16 protein-coding genes are annotated in these 16,103 nt (G+C 68.2%); 6 read left to right on the top strand and 10 right to left on the bottom strand.

Features of this window, described 5'->3' with window-relative positions:
• Nucleotides 1-3 precede the first annotated feature (3 nt).
• Entirely contained in the window at nucleotides 4-741 is a 738-nt protein-coding gene (locus KDK82_RS25655; RefSeq protein ID WP_088166601.1) for a response regulator transcription factor, read from the bottom strand.
• 202 nt (nucleotides 742-943) lie between these two features.
• Between KDK82_RS25655 and KDK82_RS25650 the strand changes: the two genes are divergently transcribed.
• The 3 genes from KDK82_RS25650 to KDK82_RS25640 all read left to right on the top strand — a co-directional run bounded on the left by KDK82_RS25650 (nucleotide 944) and on the right by KDK82_RS25640 (nucleotide 4,753).
• Nucleotides 944-3,565 carry an Ig-like domain-containing protein gene (locus KDK82_RS25650; RefSeq protein WP_088166600.1) on the top strand — a complete coding sequence of 874 codons (2,622 nt, stop codon included), beginning with the start codon at nucleotides 944-946 and terminating at the stop codon, nucleotides 3,563-3,565.
• A complete protein-coding gene (locus KDK82_RS25645; protein ID WP_063327695.1) occupies nucleotides 3,562-4,206 on the top strand; it encodes a molybdopterin-dependent oxidoreductase in 645 nt (214 codons plus the stop codon). Before KDK82_RS25650 ends, KDK82_RS25645 begins: the two co-directional genes overlap by 4 nt.
• A 229-nt stretch (nucleotides 4,207-4,435) precedes the next feature.
• Nucleotides 4,436-4,753, top strand: coding sequence for a hypothetical protein (locus KDK82_RS25640; RefSeq protein ID WP_088166599.1), 318 nt, complete (start codon nucleotides 4,436-4,438; stop codon nucleotides 4,751-4,753).
• Here KDK82_RS25640 and KDK82_RS25635 read toward each other — a convergent pair whose 3' ends face one another.
• Nucleotides 4,754-5,446: a dienelactone hydrolase family protein gene (locus KDK82_RS25635; RefSeq protein ID WP_013800233.1), complete on the bottom strand. Its 693-nt coding sequence runs from the start codon at nucleotides 5,444-5,446 to the stop codon at nucleotides 4,754-4,756.
• Between the two features lie 189 nt (nucleotides 5,447-5,635).
• Between KDK82_RS25635 and KDK82_RS25630 the strand changes: the two genes are divergently transcribed.
• On the top strand, nucleotides 5,636-6,283 hold the full coding sequence (locus KDK82_RS25630) for a MarC family protein (protein ID WP_012202311.1): 648 nt from the start codon (nucleotides 5,636-5,638) through the stop codon (nucleotides 6,281-6,283).
• Between the two features lie 43 nt (nucleotides 6,284-6,326).
• On the opposite strand, the gene KDK82_RS25625 is transcribed toward KDK82_RS25630, so the two are convergent.
• The 3 genes from KDK82_RS25625 to KDK82_RS25615 form a co-directional block, all read right to left on the bottom strand.
• Nucleotides 6,327-6,827 (bottom strand): hemerythrin domain-containing protein, encoded by a 501-nt coding sequence (locus KDK82_RS25625; RefSeq protein ID WP_034365659.1) that lies wholly within the window; start codon nucleotides 6,825-6,827, stop codon nucleotides 6,327-6,329.
• A 254-nt stretch (nucleotides 6,828-7,081) separates the two neighbouring features.
• The gene (locus KDK82_RS25620) at nucleotides 7,082-7,669 is read right to left on the bottom strand and encodes a hypothetical protein (RefSeq protein WP_088166598.1); all 588 of its coding nucleotides are present in this window, start codon (nucleotides 7,667-7,669) and stop codon (nucleotides 7,082-7,084) included.
• Between the two features lie 144 nt (nucleotides 7,670-7,813).
• Nucleotides 7,814-8,032: a CsbD family protein gene (locus KDK82_RS25615; RefSeq protein WP_012202308.1), complete on the bottom strand. Its 219-nt coding sequence runs from the start codon at nucleotides 8,030-8,032 to the stop codon at nucleotides 7,814-7,816.
• 382 nt (nucleotides 8,033-8,414) lie between these two features.
• On the opposite strand from KDK82_RS25615, the gene KDK82_RS25610 reads away from it, so the two are divergent.
• Nucleotides 8,415-9,053 carry a hypothetical protein gene (locus KDK82_RS25610; RefSeq protein WP_088166597.1) on the top strand — a complete coding sequence of 213 codons (639 nt, stop codon included), beginning with the start codon at nucleotides 8,415-8,417 and terminating at the stop codon, nucleotides 9,051-9,053.
• 292 nt (nucleotides 9,054-9,345) lie between these two features.
• Here KDK82_RS25610 and KDK82_RS25605 read toward each other — a convergent pair whose 3' ends face one another.
• The 4 genes from KDK82_RS25605 to KDK82_RS25585 all read right to left on the bottom strand — a co-directional run bounded on the left by KDK82_RS25605 (nucleotide 9,346) and on the right by KDK82_RS25585 (nucleotide 13,122).
• Complete coding sequence (locus KDK82_RS25605; protein ID WP_088166596.1) at nucleotides 9,346-10,014, bottom strand: ABC-type transport auxiliary lipoprotein family protein; 669 nt, start codon at nucleotides 10,012-10,014, stop codon at nucleotides 9,346-9,348.
• Nucleotides 10,015-10,027: 13 nt separating this feature from the next.
• Complete coding sequence (locus KDK82_RS25600; protein WP_013800229.1) at nucleotides 10,028-10,990, bottom strand: MlaD family protein; 963 nt, start codon at nucleotides 10,988-10,990, stop codon at nucleotides 10,028-10,030.
• A 198-nt stretch (nucleotides 10,991-11,188) separates the two neighbouring features.
• Nucleotides 11,189-11,992, bottom strand: a complete 804-nt coding sequence (locus KDK82_RS25590) for an ABC transporter ATP-binding protein (protein WP_012202305.1) — start codon at nucleotides 11,990-11,992, stop codon at nucleotides 11,189-11,191.
• Entirely contained in the window at nucleotides 11,992-13,122 is a 1,131-nt protein-coding gene (locus KDK82_RS25585; RefSeq protein WP_034397875.1) for an ABC transporter permease, read from the bottom strand. The genes KDK82_RS25590 and KDK82_RS25585 overlap by 1 nt, the downstream gene beginning before the upstream one ends.
• Before the next feature lie 321 nt (nucleotides 13,123-13,443).
• Between KDK82_RS25585 and KDK82_RS25580 the strand changes: the two genes are divergently transcribed.
• Complete coding sequence (locus KDK82_RS25580) at nucleotides 13,444-15,171, top strand: GMC family oxidoreductase (RefSeq protein ID WP_088166595.1); 1,728 nt, start codon at nucleotides 13,444-13,446, stop codon at nucleotides 15,169-15,171.
• Here the strand turns inward: KDK82_RS25580 and KDK82_RS25575 are convergent.
• Nucleotides 15,168-16,091 carry a LysR family transcriptional regulator gene (locus KDK82_RS25575; RefSeq protein ID WP_088166594.1) on the bottom strand — a complete coding sequence of 308 codons (924 nt, stop codon included), beginning with the start codon at nucleotides 16,089-16,091 and terminating at the stop codon, nucleotides 15,168-15,170. The genes KDK82_RS25580 and KDK82_RS25575 overlap by 4 nt on opposite strands.
• Nucleotides 16,092-16,103: the final 12 nt, after the last annotated feature.

Genomic DNA, 16,103 nt, shown 5'->3' with positions numbered 1-16,103 from the left:
TGCTCATTGCCGCCCCTCGGCCAGCCAGCCGCGCTGCAACGCCACATGCATCATCTGCGTGCGGCTGGACACCTGCAGCTTGCCGTAGATGCGCCGCACGAAGGTGCGCACCGTATGGCGCGACACGCCCAGCTGGCGCGCCACCTCGTCCAGCGTATGGCCGCGCGCCACCAGGCGCAGCACCTCCAGCTCGCGCGCAGACAGCGCCTGCGCGGCGGCCTGCGGCTCGGCAGGCGGCTGCAGCCCGGCCACCGCCCCGGCCCGCTGCTGGCGCAGCAGCAGCTTGCGCGCCACCATGGGATTGATGGGGCTGCCGCCCGCGTGCAGGCTGCGCACTTCCTCCAGCACCGCGTCGGCGGCCAGGTCCTTGAGCAGATAGCCCATGGCGCCGGCCTCGATGGCGGCCAGCACATGCTGCTCGTCGCCAAAGATGGTGCTGACCATCACCGCCGCCCCCGGATGGCGGGTGCGCACGGCAGCAATCACCTCCAGGCCGCTGCCGTCGGGCAGGCCCAGGTCCACCAGCATCACGTCCATGGCACCGGCCCCATCGGCCCGGCCGAGCTGGTGCAGGGCCTCCGCGCGGCTGGCTGCCGCCCAGCACAGGACCATGTCCTTCGCGGCATTGATCACGCCCACCAGGGCGTGGCGGCAGGCGGCATCGTCCTCCACCACGGCCACGCGGATGGGTGTGGCGCCACCCGTCGCGGCGGCAGAGGAAGGGTCTGTGTGCGTGTCCATGGACGTGGAGTGCGTGGCGAGGGCCGCATGTTCACATGGAACAAGACCGCTGTCATGTCGCCCGGATAGGCGACATGGGCGGCCCCGTCCCCTCTCATCGGCCATGTAGCCCGAACGGGGGACATACAGAAAGCCGGACACCCCATAGATTTGCCCTCTTCAGCACATCACCGAGATGCTGTGCCTACCGAGGGGGTCCGCCATGTCCATCATCCACCCGTCTGCTGCAGCCGACGTACCACCCATACCCACGCCGAGCCCCTGGGGCCGGACATTGCCGGGCCTGGCGGGCGGGTTGGCACTGGCCCTTGCCGGCGCCGCGGCCCAGGCCGCCACACTCACCGTCACCACCGCCGGCGAGATTGCAGACACCGAGCCGCTGTCTCGTGCGCAATGCTCGCCTGCCGCAGGCGACCGCAACTGCGACACCCTGCGCGACGCCATCAACCATGCCGCCGATGGCGACACCATCGTCTTCGGCGCGGCCCTGGATGGGCAGACCATCTCGCTGACCCGCTTTACCAACTGCCTGGACACCGGGCAGGCCGCCGGCGCCACCTGCCTGCCGCTGGCCAGCTGGCCCGGCTACGTCTCGCAGTTCGGCCCCAGCGCCTTCTTCATCAGCGGCAAGCGCATCACCATCGATGCCACCGCCAATGGCCTGACGCCCCAGGGCGTGAGCGTGCAGCGCCTCGGTACCGCACCCGGCTTCCGGCTGTTCGACATCGATGCGCAGGGTGGCCTGGTCCTGCGCGGCCTGACCCTGGCCGGGGGGCAGGCCACAGGCGGCTCCAGCCGCTTTGGCGGCGGCGCGCTGGGTGCGGGCGGTGCCATCTTCAATCGGGGCCAGCTCACCATCGAACGCAGCACGCTCACGCGCAATCACGCACAAGGGGGGCAAGGAGGCAGGCTTTCCTTGAACTCCTTTGCAGGTGCCGGCGTGGGCGAGGATGGGACTTTTTCCCCGGGGGGAGGGCCGAACGCTGGCGGCCCGGACGATGGCGGCCTGGGCGGTGGCAGTGGCAGCGCCAGCGGCAAGAACGGCGGCTTCGGTGGTGGCGGCGGCGGCTCCGGCGGTGGCGGATTTGGCGGTGGTGGTGGCCGTCGTGGCAGCGGTGGCGGCTTCGGCGCTGGCAACGGTGGGGGCGGCGCCTTCGACGCTGGCGGTGGCGCAGGCGGCATGGGAGGGGCCATTTTCAACAACGCAGGCACCTTGACGCTGAACCAGGTCACCCTGGCTGGCAACGGTGCACACGGTGGGCTAGGCAATAGCAGCGGCGGCGGCGCCGGCCTGGGTGGCGCCGTTTTCAACTACAACGGCGCGCTCACCATCCGTTTTTCCACCCTGGCCGGCAATACCGTGCAGGCCAATGGCGACGACAACCCGGCCGCGCAAGGCGGCGCCATCTACAGCCTGGGCGATTCCCAGGCCGCCTGCAGTTCGGGTGGCAACATCAGCTGCACCCGCAGCGGCGCCTCGCTGGAGATGCAGGCCAGCATTGCCCAAGGCAGCGTGTTCGAGCCGGCCACCAAACAGCCCGCTGGCAGGGACGTGGTGCTGGACCTGCGCAATGGCGGCACCAGCGATGCCAGCGGCAGCAACAATCTGCTGGGCCTGGCGCAGGCCCTGAACAATGCCGACATCAGCGCCCTGGCCTTCACCACGGGCAACCCGCAGCTCGGCCCCTTGGCCAGCCACGGCGGCCCCACCCAGACCATGTTGAACAGCACCGGCAGCCCGGCACTGGACGGGGTGGCCTGCACGACCGCACCCGGCACGGACCAGCGCGGCGTGGCCCGGCCCCAGGGTGCGCGGTGCGACATCGGTGCCGTGGAGGCGAACGTCTTCCAGGCGGCATTGACCGTTCTGACCAGCGGCGCGGGCGGCGTATCGGCGCAGGCCTCTCCGCCTGCGGCCACGGGTGCCGTACAGGACTGCGGCCGCCCAGGCGGCCTGTGCCAGGCCGGCTATGGCTACTTCGAAGGCGTGCCCACCCTGGTGACCCTGGCCGCCACGCCCGACCCTGGCCATGCCTTTGCCACCTGGAGTGATGCCTGCAGCGGCAGCACGTCCACCTGCAGCGTCACCATCGATGTCGCCAGGAGCGTGCAGGCCAGCTTCACGGCCTTCAGCGTCACGGCAAGCCTGCCCTCCGGCACCTACGGCACGGCCTACAGCCAGCCGCTGGCGCCCGTGCCTGGCGGCGGCGTGGGGCCGTTCAGCTACAGCGTGAGCGGTTTGCCCGCTGGCTTCAGCCAGGCCGCCGGCACGCTCTCGGCTACAGCCACGCAGGCGGCAGGCAGCTACAGCTTCACGCTGACCGCCACCGATGCCAACGGCGCCACCACCGAACCCGCAGCCGTGACCGTGGTGATCGGCCCGGCAGCCACCAGCGCCCACCTGTCGGCCTCCCCCGCTGCGCCAGGCCATGGCCAGAGCGTGACTTTCAGCGCCCAGGTCACGCTGCCTGCCGGCGCCAGCGGCACGGTGGATTTCTTGAACGGAACGCAGGTGCTGTGCGCCAGCGTTCCGGTGACCGGCGGGCAGGCCAGCTGCAGCGTGCCCCGGCTGCCACCGGGCACGGCCACGGTGCAGGCGCGCTATGTGCCCGGTGATGGCAATACCTCCGGCTCGGACAGCAACACCGTGACCGTCACGGCGGCCCCCGCACCATCTGCGGCGCCCATTCCAGCGCTGGGCGCCGGGGGGCTGGCGCTGCTGGGCCTGCTGACCGCAGCGGGCGCGGCGTTGTCGCGCAGGATGGGCACTTCACGGAAAATCGGCGCTGGCACATCGCCACGCACCCCCAGGAGTTCCCCATGACCGCATCCGCAAGCCGGAGCCCGCTTTCACGCCGCAGCCTGCTGGCCGCCAGCGCAGCCACCGGCCTGGCCCTGTGCGAAAGCGCCCTGGCCGCCCCCGCCGCCCCCGGGAAAAGCACCGAAGCCGCCGTGCTCACCATCAGCGGCCCCGGCGTGCGCGGCAACCGGGGGCCGCTGGACCCGGTAGCCGACCTGCTGCTGAAAAACCATGGCCTGGCCTTCGACTCGGCCTGGACCACAGGGGCCCATGCGCTGGAGCGCCTGCCCACGGTGGAGATCACGCCCCATATCGAATACGACGGCCAGCCCCACCGGCTGCGCGGCCCGCTGCTGGCCACCGTGCTGCAGGCGGCCGGAGTGGACAGCGCCGCCGCAGCGGCCAAGGGCCAGTGGATCACCCTGCAGGCCATCGACGGCTACCGCGCCCAGCTGCCGCTGGCGCAGGCCCTGCAATGGCGCATGCTGCTGGCCACGCACATGGACGGCCGGCGCCTGGGCCTGGGCGGCCTGGGCCCGCAATGGGCCATGTATGACGCCGACCGCATTGCGGAGCTGGCCGGCAAGCCCCTGAAGGAACGCTTTGCGCAGGCGCCCTGGGGGCTGTACCACATGGGGCTGCACGCGCAGCAGCCCCAGGGCTGAACCTGGCTTCAGAGCGCGGCAGGGCGCGCATTTGGAGTACCATTTCGCGATCCCCTCGGGGGATGCGGGCTTGGCGGCCCGAAAGCAAAGGAGCAGCAGCCGTTTGTCTTTACAACGAGACAGCGGCTTTTCCATCTTCCCAGTGTGCTGCGCTGGGCACAGTTCCGTTTTGGCGGGGCTGTGCGGGACCTCCGCAAGGGGGTGCCAGTCCAATGCCAAAGGAGCCGCCATGTCTGACCTCGATGCACTCAGCGGAGCACACGCCTCCCCGCCTTTCTTCTCTTCCTCGCAAGTGCCGAGGGAAGAGACCAGCCTGTACTACCCCATTTCCGAATACGAGGTCTATCGCATCAAGGACTGCATGCACCAGATGGGCCTGGTGATCGACCTGTGCTGCATGGCCGGCCCCGACCAACAGCTGAACGACCTGGGCGGGCTGATGAGCTTCCTGACCGCGCAGCAGCGCGCGCTGCGGGGCACGCTGCAGACCGTGCAGGCGCGCAAGGCGACGCCGGGGCCGGCCTGTGATCCGGACCCCGGGGATTGATCAGGCCAGGTGCTGATCGAAGAAGGCCAGCGTACGGTCGCGCGCCTGCAGGGCGCTGGCCTCGTCGTAGGCGCTGCGCTGGTCGCAGTTGAAGCCGTGGTCGGCGTCGTACAGGTGCACCTGCACATGCTTTTGCGCCTGGGCGAAGGCCTGCACGGCGTCCACGGGAATGTGCGTATCGCGCCGGCCGAAGTGGGCAATCACGGGGCACAGCGGCTCGCGGCCCATCTCCAGCGGCGTGGTCATGCCGCCGCCGTAGTAGCAGGCCGCAGCCGACAGGCTGGGCAGGTTGCAGGCCGCGCGCCAGGCCCACAGGCCGCCCCAGCAAAAGCCCACGATGCCCACCTTGCCGCCGGGCACCAGCGTGGCAGCATGGGCGATGGCGGCCTCGATCTCGGGCAGCACGCCGGGCTGGGGCAGCGCCTCGGCGGCGGATTTCAGCGCCATGCCCTTGGCACGGTCGGCGTCGCCGTAGCCCAGGTCCACACCGGCCTCGACACGCGTGAACAGCGACGGCGCCACGGCCACATAGCCGCGGGCAGCCAGGCGGTCGGCCACGGCGCGGATATGGGCGTTGACGCCGAAGATCTCCTGCAGCACCACGACGGCGCCGCGCGCGGGCACATCGGGCCGCGCCACCCAGGCCGGCGAAGCCGTGCCATCCAACGAAGTCAACTGCACAAAACTGCCCATGTCCGCGTTCCTTTCTGTCTGAGAACCTGTTGTGATTTCCCGGTGGGCGGACGCGCCCCGCAATGCTGTAATGGCGGCGGGCCGGCCCGTGCGGCAATTCTTTCACAGGAGACATTCGATGGAACGAAAAGTCGTGCGTACCGGCAAGCGCCGGGCACAGGTGGGCGGCGGCAACCTACAGGGAATGCGATGGACCTCAAACCGCTGATCACGCTGGTGGCCATCATCAACCCGCTGGCCATCGTCCCCTTCTTCATCCACTACACCGAGGGATTCAGCGCCCAGCAGCGCCAGCAGACCATTCGCACGGCGGCGCTGGCCTCGTTCTGCGTGATCGCGGCCTGCGCCATCATCGGGCTGCAGGTGCTGGACTTCTTCAACATCTCGCTGCAGAGCTTTCAGGTGGGCGGTGGCCTGCTGCTGCTGATCAGCGCCATGAACATGCTCAACGCCCGCCCGGCCGAGGAACGGCCCAACGCGCCCACGCTGGTCGCTGGCGCGGAAAAGGCTGCCATGGGCAACAGCATTGCCGTGGTGCCGCTGACGATTCCGCTGCTGACGGGGCCGGCCTCCATGTCCACCGTGGTGATCTACGCCGACCAGGCACGCACCATCTGGCAGCACCTGGCCCTGGTGGGCTATGGCGTGGTGGTGGCGCTGGTGGTGATGGTCTGTTTTTCACTGGCCGACCCGATCGCCCGCGTGCTGGGCAAGACCGGCATCAACGTGATGACGCGGCTCATGGGCCTGATCCTCGCGGCCCTAGCCGTGGAGGTGATGGCGGGCGGGCTGGTGAAGATCTTCCCCATCCTGGCATCGCCCGCGATCGTGCCCTGAGCGGGCTGGCTGACTGGTGGCCTTGCTGCCGGTTCAGATCGGTTCAGGCCGGCACGGCCCGCGCGCGGTCGGCGCTTCCGTCGCAGGCACCGCCGCAGCCCGTGATGGGCTGCTCGGGCAAGGCCTCAGGGTGCGCCAGGGAGCCCGTGGCGGGATCGAAGCCCGCACTGCGCAGATGCAGGGCCAGCGCCGCATCCATGGTCTGCGCATGGTGCACGAACCACGCCGCCAGCTCGCCCGCCATGCTGCGGATCACGGCCAGATCACCGGCCGCCGCCTTGGCCGCCCCCTCGCGCATCACCTGCAGCACCACCTTGTGCTGCAGGCTGTGGCAGTTGGTACTGGTGAAGCGCGTGGACTGCATCCAGCGGTCTTCCTGGTCGAAATGCACCTGCGTATGCGCGATCAGCTCATCCCAGCGCGCGCACAGCTGCGCATCATCGGCCGCCTCCACCTCGGCCAGTAGCAGGACGAACTCCTGATGCACCTCGTCCATGGCCGGCAACTCCAATGCCAGCGCTCCGCTCCATTCCAGCACGGCCATATGCTTCTCCTGCCTTCATCGTGAAAGCCTGCAGCTTAGGAACAGCACCGCCCAACCCGTTTGACCCACATCAGCCAACCCGAAAACAGCAAAGCCCCGCGAACGGGGCTTGGTCAAGGCGGATAAAACTGGCGCGGCCAAAAGGCCAGGGGCACCGAGCAAGAGCCGCCTCGCGGCGAAGGTGCCGTCCCCCTCCCTTGCGAAGCAAGTAGAGAGGGGGAAGGCGCGCAGCGCCTCAGGGGGTGCCTACCAGCTTACTGTCCATATTTCCGCTTGGCATCAGCCACGCAGGTGTCCTTGGCAGCGCCGCTCATGGTGTCGCAACGGGCCTTGGCAGCCTTGTAGTCGGCTTCGCGGGTTTCCTCTGCAGCGTCCTTGCGGGTTTCGGCCACGTTGGCAGCCTTGGCTGCGGAGTTGGCAGCAGGCTCGGCCTGGGCCTTGTTCACCTTGGCGGCTTCCACGGCGTGCACGTGGGCGGCCTTGGCATCCTTCACGCAGACGTCCTTGGCGTCGCCCTTGAGGTCATCGCACTTTTCCTTGGCGATGTCGTAGTCCGCATCAGCCTTGGCCTTGAGTGCCTTTTCGCTGTTCTTGGGCGAAGGATTGCGGCGCGATTCCAGTTCGGCCTTGGCCACGTTTTCCTGGCCCTTGGCCTGCTTCTCGCAGACGTCCTTGGCGTTGTCCTTGAGCGGCTTGCACTGTTCCTTGGCAGCCTTGTAGTCGGCCTCGATCTGGTTCTTGGCGGCCGTGTGCTCCGCATTGGTCATGGCCATGGCGCCGGAGGCCATCAGGCCCAGGGCGACGGCGGACAGCATGTGGCGAAAGCGTTGCGGTGTTTGCATGATGGAACTCCTTGTATTTGTACTGAAGCGGCCCTTGGTGCCTGCGGCGGCGGGCCATTGGTGCGTGCCCTCAGGCACGCCGGCTGTCGGGGAGCGGATGGTGGCGCCGGCCAGGGCGTCCAGCCCATCCGCAGTCCACCCTCGTCAGTCTTCGAAGCGGAAGTCGGGGTTGCGCTTTTGCCAGTCGGTCAGCTGCTTTTCGGCAGCGTCGCGGGCCAGGCCCTGGCGCTCCTGCAGCTTGCCCAGGAATTGCTCGCGCTTGCCGGCGATCACATCCAGATCGTCATCGGTGAGCTTGCCCCATTGCTCACGGATCTTGCCGGTGAATTGCTTCCAGTTGCCCTTGATGCGGTCTTCATTCATGGCTTGGTCCTTTCAGTGATGTTGAAGTAGCGCTGTGCAATCAGGCCTTGTTTTTTCAAAGCCGCGATCTGCATCAGCGACGGTTCCACTGTAAAAAACCTGGGGGCTGCGCGTCGTAGTCTGGACCTAGTGTTGACGGTCGTCCCAGGGGCAGCCGAGACGGTGGGATCGGGACTACAGCCCCTGACGGACGCGCGGGAAGCGCTGGGTCAGGCGCCCGCCCAGGCGCCTCTGTGGTCCACCCCGCATATCGGCGCGTACGGCTCGCTGGGGTCCTTGCGCAAAAGGAAAGTGCAGAGAAATTCACCGCCCAGATAGACGGTATGAGGCAAGCAGCCAAAGATGGTGCAAGGTCTAATTTTTCTCCAGAGAGGGAAAATTATTGACTGCGTGGATTGAAGATGATTTGCGCAAGCAGCTGTTTGCAGCAGCGCCCGCAGATGGCATCTGGATTGGAGACTTGGCTGAGATTGATTCAGACCGGGAGATCATCCCTGTGCGATTCGCAGGGCTGGACTTCTGGTTTCTGTTCCTTTCGCCCCATGCGGAGACTGGCAACGATCCCGAGCTCCTGCTCACGATGCTGGACAACCTGGACGCAAAGGACTTCGCTCCTGCAGAGTTCTCTCGGCTGGTCAAGTTTTGCCGCGCCGACGCAGAAGCGGACCACTTCAAACCTGATGGCTGGTGTCTGCCGGAAGCGTTCCAGATCTTCCAGTTCGTGCAAACGCTTTGCAGCGTGATGGTGTTCTATCTCGATGAGATGCAGGAGATCGAACAGTTCTTTTATTTCCCGGCATCTCCTCGGCTGGAGCGCCTGTACAACAGGACCTTCAAAGCGCTATCGCAAAGGCTCGATGGAAGCCTCGTTGCTATACTTCATTCGACAGGAGCCTGCCATGCTTACCAAAGAACGTGCCGACATCAACACCGAAGTGCTCAGCCTGAAACAGGCCAGCATGTCGCGTGCGCTGATGGCTGCCCGCAAGGCAACGAACACCGGCCTGCTCCGCACGCGTAGCACCTCCAGCAAGGTGGCCTACACAAGGGCGTTGAGGGTCAAATCCTCCTGATTCAGGCGTAACTCAGGCGTAAGGCCTTCGCCCTGCCAAAGCCCAGCTCTGCTGGGCTTTTTGCTTGAAGGAGCGCGGTCAGGCTCACAAGCGCTGCAATCGCCCCGACGTGGCCTCGCCAAAGCGGCTCGAACCTGAGTCCACTCCACGAAGAAACAGCCGAACAGTGCAGTGCACCAATCGGCTGTTGTTGAGAGGGGAAGAAAGGAAAAAAGGCGGGCTGGCGGCCAAAGCTACCGCTCAGTGCCCCTGCTGCCCCAGCCACGCATTGATCTGCGCAATGGCCGCATCCGTGGCCTTGGCCAGGGCCTCGGCGCCGCCTGCGGCATCGCCCGAAGCTGCAGGACTGCGCACCTCGAACAGCTTCTGACCCAGCAGGCGGTCCACGGCACCGCTTTGCTCGACCAGGGTGGCGCGCAGGCGCACGACGCCGGCACTGGAGCCGGGCGCGTCGAAGACCTGGCTGAACTCTTCGATGTCCACGCGCAGCAGCGTGGGCACGGCGCCTTGCAGGCGCGGCTGGGCCACGCTTTCGCTGCTGGCCAGCACGGGGCGCTGCAGGCCCAGTTGGCTGCGCAGGCGCTGTTGCAGCAGCAGTGCAGGAGGCTGGCTCCAGCGCGCCAGCTGGTACGGGCGCAGTTCCTGGCCGTTGGCATAGGCCAGGCGGTAGAACATGGCCGTGCTGCCGTCGGACAGGGCGGGCGCCTCCACATCGGCCAGCGCCAGCGGCGTGCGTGCCTGCGGGGCGGCGGATGTGGCGGCCTGCGCGGGCGCGGACAGCGGCGCCAGGCCGAAGTCATAGCGCGCGGGCTGGGCGGGGGGCTGCGGCAGGGCCGAGCAGCCGGCCAGCAGGATCAGGGCGGCGGCCAGTCCAGCGCTGGCCACGGCGGTCTTGCGAGATGGGGACATGCGGGTTCCTCGGTCAGGGCTGGGTGGCTGCGGACGGGGCGACGAAGCCGGGCTCGCCCGGCCCCGGGCGGGCCTGGCCCGGCCCGTAGATCACGGCCTGCGGGTTGTCGCTGAAGCGGCTGGCCGCCGTGCCCATCTGGCGCGCGGCGCGCGAGACATCGTCGGCCGCGCGGTTGGCGTGCGGCACCGTGCTGCGGCCCAGCGAATCGGCCATGCGGGTCAGTGCGCGCGTGCTCTGGGCGATCTGCTCCAGCGGCCCATCCTGCGCGTTCACGCGGCGCACGGTCTGCTGCAGTTCGGAGGCCACGGCAGAGGCGCCGTTACTGGCCTTCTCCAGCGACTGCAGGGTGTTGTGGGCGTCGGCGGCGAGCTGCGGCACCTGGGTGGACAGCGTGCGGTCCAGGTTCTGCGTGAGCTGCTGCACGCCTGCGGCAGCGGCTGCAATGTTCTCCAGCGCCTGGCTCACGCGCTTTTGGTTGTCGGTGTCCAGCATGTCGCTGAGGCGGCGCGAGATCTCATCGGCGCGCTCCAGCAGCACCTGCCCCTGGTCAGCCAGCATGCTCAGCGGCGACGAGCGCAGCGGCAGGCGCGGCAGCCCGCTGGGGCCCGGGGGCAGTTGGGGCTGGGGCTGGTCCGCATCATCGAGCTGCACATGGGCCAGGCCCGTGACGCCCTGGTAGCCCAGCACGGCGAACGTGGTGGGCGTGATGGGCGTGTTCACACCGATGGCGATGCGGATCAGCACATTGCCATTGGTCTGCGGATCGAACCCGATCCGCGTGACCTTGCCCACCGCCACGCCCTTGTAGCGCACGGCGGCCTGGGCCTGCAGCCCGCTGATGCCGTCCTTGGTGGACAGCTCGTACTCGTTGTACTGCCGCGTATCCCGCGTCAGCCAGATCGCCAGCCCCGCCAGCAGGGCCGCCACGACCAGCACGAAAATGCCGGCCGCCATGGCATGTGATTTGTTTTCCATATCAATGGTCCATAACGTTGAGCCCAGCAAAACAAGGCATGGGGCCACAGCCCCAAGGGCCAGCACTCAGAGCGCGGCCTTCAAAACCGGCGCACCCCAAGGCAAGGGACACCGAGCAAGGGCCGCCCCGCCGCGAGGGTGTCGTCCCCCCCCGCAAAGCGAGAGGGGGGAAGGCGCGAAGCGACTCAGGGGGGCTTCTCATACCGTGCTCATCGCGCGCCTGCCGCGCTCCCCCTGGAAGAAATGCTCGATGAACGGATGCTTGAACTCAGCCACCTCGCGCGGCGGGCCGCTGACCAGCACCTTCTTCTCGGCCAGCACGGCCACGCGCGAGGACAGGGCGAACAGCGTGTCCAGGTCGTGCGTGACCATGATGACGGTCAGGCCCAGCTCGGCACGCAGCTCGCGCAGCAGTTCGCAAAATTCGTCGGAGCTGGTGGGGTCCAGGCCGGCCGTGGGCTCGTCGAGCAGCAGCAGGGGCGGGTCCATGATCAGCGCCCGCGCCAGCGCCACGCGCTTGATCATGCCGCCCGAAAGATCGGCCGGCATGCGCGAGGCATGCTCGGGCTTGAGGCCCACCATCTGCAGCTTGACCAGGGCCGCGTCGCGCACCAGATCGTCGGGCAGCGTGCCCTGCTCGCGCAGTGCGAAGGCCACGTTGTCCAGCACGCTGAAGGCCGAGTACAGCGCCCCGTGCTGGAACAGCATGCCCACGCGGCTGGCGGCGCCCTCGCGGCCCATTTCGCTGGCCGGGCGGCCCAGCACTTCGACACGGCCCTTGGTGGGCTCCAGCAGCCCCAGCATCTGGCGCAGCAGCACGGTCTTGCCCGTGCCCGAGCCGCCGACGATGGACAGCATCTCGCCGCGCTGCACATCCAGGTCCAGGTCCTGGTGCACGGCAAAGGCGTTCTCGCCTTCGCCGAACACGCTCCACAGCCCGGCGATGCGCACGATGGGCTCGTCGGCTGCGGGCGTGGAGGAGGTTTCGGTGTCCATGGCCATCAGATGCCTACGTCCTTGAACAAGATGGCGAAGATCGCATCCACCACGATGACCATGGTGATGGCCGTCACCACCGAGGCCGTCGTGCCCTTGCCCAGGCTCTGCGTATTGGGCTCCACGCGCAGGCCCCAGTGGCAGCCGATGAGGGCGATGAGGGCGCCGAAGACCACGGATTTGCCCATGGCGATCCAGAGGTTGCCGATCTTCACGGCGGCAGGCAGGGCCTCGGCAAAGTAGGCGCCCGTGACGCCCATGGTGAGGTCGGCCGCGAGCATGCCGCCGGCCAGCGCGGCCAGCGTGGTCCACAGCGAGACCAGGGGCATGGCGATGGCCAGCGCCAGCGCGCGCGGCAGCACCAGGCGAAAGCCGTGCGGTATGCCCATGACCTGCATGGCATCCAATTCCTCGGTCACGCGCATGACGCCGATCTGGGCGGTGATGGCCGAGCCCGTGCGGCCCGCCACCAAAATGGCCGCCAGCAGCGGACCCAGCTCGCGGATCAGCGAGATGCCCAGGATGTTGACGATGAAGGATTCAGCCCCGAACTGGCGCAGCTGCAGCGCCATCAGATAGGCCAGCACCACGCCGATCAGAAAGCCCACCAGGGCCGTGATGGGCAGGGCCGTGGCGCCCATGGAGTAAAGATGGCCGGAGATGTCGCGCCAGGGCCCCCGGTGCGGGGCACGCGCAAAGCGCAGCAGGTCGATCAGCAACTGGCCGATGAGCCGCGTCATCTGCGCGAAATGGCCGCAGGCGTTGATCACCAGGCACCCCAGGCTGTCGATGCGCTCCAGCAGGTTCGGGCGCGGGGGCGGCGGCGCAGGTTCCTTGGAGAAACGGCCCACGCGTTCGAGCATGGCACGCTGCGCATCGCTGGCCGCAAGACGCGCGGGCAGGCGACGGCCCCAGTGATTCCACAGCAGCTGCGCGCCCACGTGGTCCAGCCAGTCCAGCCCTTCGAGGTTCCAGCCCAGGTCATCGCCCTTGGCATCGGCCAGCTGCGCACGCAGCCTGCGCCATTGCGCCCGCCGGCCCAGCTCGGCCGCGCCCCAGGAGCCGGTCAGCAACGCCCACTGGCCGTCGTTGTCGCGGCGCAGGCTGCATTGGGGGGGATTGTTGAGGGCAGACAAGTGCGGAAAGTCCTTGGGGGTTGCGAAGGCGGGGCGCGCAGGCAGGGCCGGGCGGCATTGCAGCCAAGACCGCAGGATAACCGAGCGGCACGGGCCGCAGATTGCCTGGCGGCGCCGTGCGCACGACAGCTTTGCCCTACGCGTGCAATTTTTATCAAAAAACCAGCGCGACAGCCATGACTGCTGCATGCGATGCTGCAAAAAAAGGAGTCCAGCGCGCTTTCCCTCTCGACAGTGCTCATGCCGTCCGCACAATGGGCCGAAGCACCAACCCCGGCTCCCAAGGACGTTCCGGCCCGCAGCGGACGCCCGCCCATCTCCATGAGCAACACCACCTTCGACTACATCGTCATCGGCGCCGGCACGGCGGGCGCCCTCCTGGCCAACAGGCTTTCGCGCGATGGCCGCAGCCGCGTGCTGCTGATCGAGGCAGGCGCCAAGGACGACTACTACTGGATCCACATCCCCGTGGGCTACCTGTACTGCATCGGCAATCCGCGCACCGACTGGCTCTACCAGACCGAGCCCGACGCAGGGCTCAACGGCCGCAGCCTGCGCTATCCGCGCGGCAAGACGTTGGGCGGCTGCTCCAGCATCAACGGCATGATCTACATGCGCGGCCAGGCCCGCGACTACGACGGCTGGGCCGAGCTGACCGGGGACGACGCCTGGCGCTGGGACCAGGTGCTGCCGGCCTTCCGCCAGCATGAAAGCCATTGGCGGCTTGATGCCGGCGGCAACGCCGATGCGGGCTTTCGTGCCCTGCACGGCGGCACGGGCACAGGCGGCAGCGCCGAATGGCGCGTGGAGCGGCAGCGCCTGCGCTGGGACATCCTGGACGCCTTTGCCGAAGCCGCGCAGCAGGCCGGCATTCCGGCCACCGAGGACTTCAACGGCGGCAGCAACGAGGGGGTGGGCTACTTCGAGGTCAACCAAAAGGGCGGCCTGCGCTGGAACACCGCCAAGGCCTTCCTGCGGCCCACCTGCTATGGCCGCCCCAACTTCGAGCTGTGGACCCATGCCCAGGTCAGCCAGCTGCTGTTTGAACAGCTGCCCGCCGGCGGCCTGCGCTGCAGCGGCGCCCAGGTCTGGACCGGCTCGGAAATGGTCAACGTGCAGGCAAGCCAGGAGGTGCTGCTGTGCGCGGGCGCCGTCAACTCCCCGCAGATCCTGCAGCTGTCGGGCATCGGCCCGGGCGCGCTGCTGCAGAACCACGGGATTGCCGTGCGCCACGACCTGCCCGGCGTGGGCGAGAACCTGCAGGACCATCTGCAGATCCGCTCGGTCTACAAGATCAAGGGCGCGCGCACGCTGAACACCATGGCCAATTCGCTGTGGGGCAAGGCCGGCATCGGCCTGGAATACCTGCTGCGCCGCAGCGGGCCGATGAGCATGGCGCCCTCCCAGCTGGGGGCCTTCACGCGCAGCAGCCCGCAGCAGGAGCACCCCAATATCCAGTACCACGTGCAGCCGCTGTCGCTGGACGCCTTCGGTGAGCCGCTGCACGGTTTTCCGGCCTTCACGGCCAGCGTCTGCAACCTCAATCCCACGAGCCGGGGCACGGTGCGCATCCACAGCGGGGACTTCCGCCAGGCGCCGGCCATTGCGCCGCACTACCTGTCCACACCCGAGGACCGGCAGGTGGCCGCCGACAGCCTGCGCGTGACGCGCCGCATCGTCGGCCAGAGCGCACTGGCGCGCTTCGCCCCCGAGGAATGGAAGCCCGGCGTGCAGTACCAGAGCGACGAGGATCTGGCGCGCCTGGCCGGCGACATCGCCACCACCATCTTCCACCCCGTGGGAACCACGAAGATGGGCCGCGCCGACGACCCCATGGCCGTGCTGGACAGCCGCCTGCGCGTGCGCGGCGTACAGGGACTGCGCGTGATCGATGCAGGCGCCATGCCGCGCATCACCAGCGGCAATACCAACAGCCCCACGCTGATGATGGCGGAGAAGGCCGCCGGCTGGATTCTTGCGGACCGGCAGGGACAGGGCCAGGAGACCGCACGGGAGAGCACGGAACCGGCCGTTGCGCTGGCCGCCTAGGACTGCTCCTGCAGCAGCGGCGGAATCGCCGCCAGCAGCGCATCGATGGTCACGCGCAGCCGGTAGGGCAGAAAGCGCGTGCGCGGCCACAGCACATGCAGGGGAATGCGCGCGGCCGGCACGTCGGGCAGCAGGCGCACCAGCGCCCCGCTGTCCAGCGCACTGCGCACCCGCCACAGCGGCATGTGGGCCAGGCCCGCGCCCTGCAACGTGGCCGTGGCAATGGTTTCTATGTCGTCAAAGCCCAGCGCCGGCTCCAGCACGGGCGCGGCCAGCGATCCATCCTCACCTGCCAGCCTCCAGGGGGCGGCGCGGCCGCTGCGCATATAGGCAATACAGCGATGCCCGGCCAGGTCGGCCACGCTGCGCGGCGCGCCATGGGCCTGCAGATAGGCGGGTGATGCGCACAGCACCATGGTTTGCATGCCAAGGGGCCGCGCAACCAGCCAGTCGCTGTCAGACAGTTCCCCGCTGCGTATGGCCAGGTCGATGCCGTCATCGGCGAAGTCCAGCTGGCGGTCGGTGAAGCTGGCCTCGATGCGCAGGCGCGGATGCAGCTGCGCCAGCTCCAGCAGCAAGGGAGCCACGTGGTGGCGGCCGAAGACCACGGGTGCGCTGATGCGCAGCCGGCCCACCACTTCCCGCCGCCCGGCTTCCAGCATGTGCCGGGCGGCATCCAGATCCTCCAGCGCCTGCGCGCAGCGCTCGTAGAACATCTGGCCGTCCTCGGTCAGCCCCAGGCTGCGCGTGGTGCGCACGAACAGCCGCGCGCCCAGGCGCTCTTCCAGCCGCGCCACGGCCTTGCCAACAGCCGAGCGCGTAAGGCCCAGGCGCTCGGCCGCCTGGGCGAAGCTGCCGGCCTCGGCCGAGGCGACGAAAGCGCTGACGCCTGCCAGCCTGTCATTTGCAATTGGTTCCATAAATTCTACAAA

It is taken from the genome of Delftia sp. K82 (genome assembly GCF_002193035.1).
GTDB lineage: Bacteria > Pseudomonadota > Gammaproteobacteria > Burkholderiales > Burkholderiaceae_C > Comamonas > Comamonas acidovorans.
The sequence above is the reverse complement of the archived record's forward strand: the minus strand, read 5'-3'. Positions and strand labels throughout refer to the sequence as shown.

What these genes read in the sequence shown, in the direction of transcription:
- KDK82_RS25655 (WP_088166601.1), bottom strand. Translation starts at nt 741, where the DNA reads ATGGACACGCACACAGACCCTTCCTCTGCCGCCGCGACGGGTGGCGCC.
- KDK82_RS25650 (WP_088166600.1), top strand. Translation starts at nt 944, where the DNA reads ATGTCCATCATCCACCCGTCTGCTGCAGCCGACGTACCACCCATACCC.
- KDK82_RS25645 (WP_063327695.1), top strand. Translation starts at nt 3,562, where the DNA reads ATGACCGCATCCGCAAGCCGGAGCCCGCTTTCACGCCGCAGCCTGCTG.
- KDK82_RS25640 (WP_088166599.1), top strand. Translation starts at nt 4,436, where the DNA reads ATGTCTGACCTCGATGCACTCAGCGGAGCACACGCCTCCCCGCCTTTC.
- KDK82_RS25635 (WP_013800233.1), bottom strand. Translation starts at nt 5,446, where the DNA reads ATGGGCAGTTTTGTGCAGTTGACTTCGTTGGATGGCACGGCTTCGCCG.
- KDK82_RS25630 (WP_012202311.1), top strand. Translation starts at nt 5,636, where the DNA reads ATGGACCTCAAACCGCTGATCACGCTGGTGGCCATCATCAACCCGCTG.
- KDK82_RS25625 (WP_034365659.1), bottom strand. Translation starts at nt 6,827, where the DNA reads ATGGCCGTGCTGGAATGGAGCGGAGCGCTGGCATTGGAGTTGCCGGCC.
- KDK82_RS25620 (WP_088166598.1), bottom strand. Translation starts at nt 7,669, where the DNA reads ATGCAAACACCGCAACGCTTTCGCCACATGCTGTCCGCCGTCGCCCTG.
- KDK82_RS25615 (WP_012202308.1), bottom strand. Translation starts at nt 8,032, where the DNA reads ATGAATGAAGACCGCATCAAGGGCAACTGGAAGCAATTCACCGGCAAG.
- KDK82_RS25605 (WP_088166596.1), bottom strand. Translation starts at nt 10,014, where the DNA reads ATGTCCCCATCTCGCAAGACCGCCGTGGCCAGCGCTGGACTGGCCGCC.
- KDK82_RS25600 (WP_013800229.1), bottom strand. Translation starts at nt 10,990, where the DNA reads ATGGAAAACAAATCACATGCCATGGCGGCCGGCATTTTCGTGCTGGTC.
- KDK82_RS25590 (WP_012202305.1), bottom strand. Translation starts at nt 11,992, where the DNA reads ATGGCCATGGACACCGAAACCTCCTCCACGCCCGCAGCCGACGAGCCC.
- KDK82_RS25580 (WP_088166595.1), top strand. Translation starts at nt 13,444, where the DNA reads ATGAGCAACACCACCTTCGACTACATCGTCATCGGCGCCGGCACGGCG.
- KDK82_RS25575 (WP_088166594.1), bottom strand. Translation starts at nt 16,091, where the DNA reads ATGGAACCAATTGCAAATGACAGGCTGGCAGGCGTCAGCGCTTTCGTC.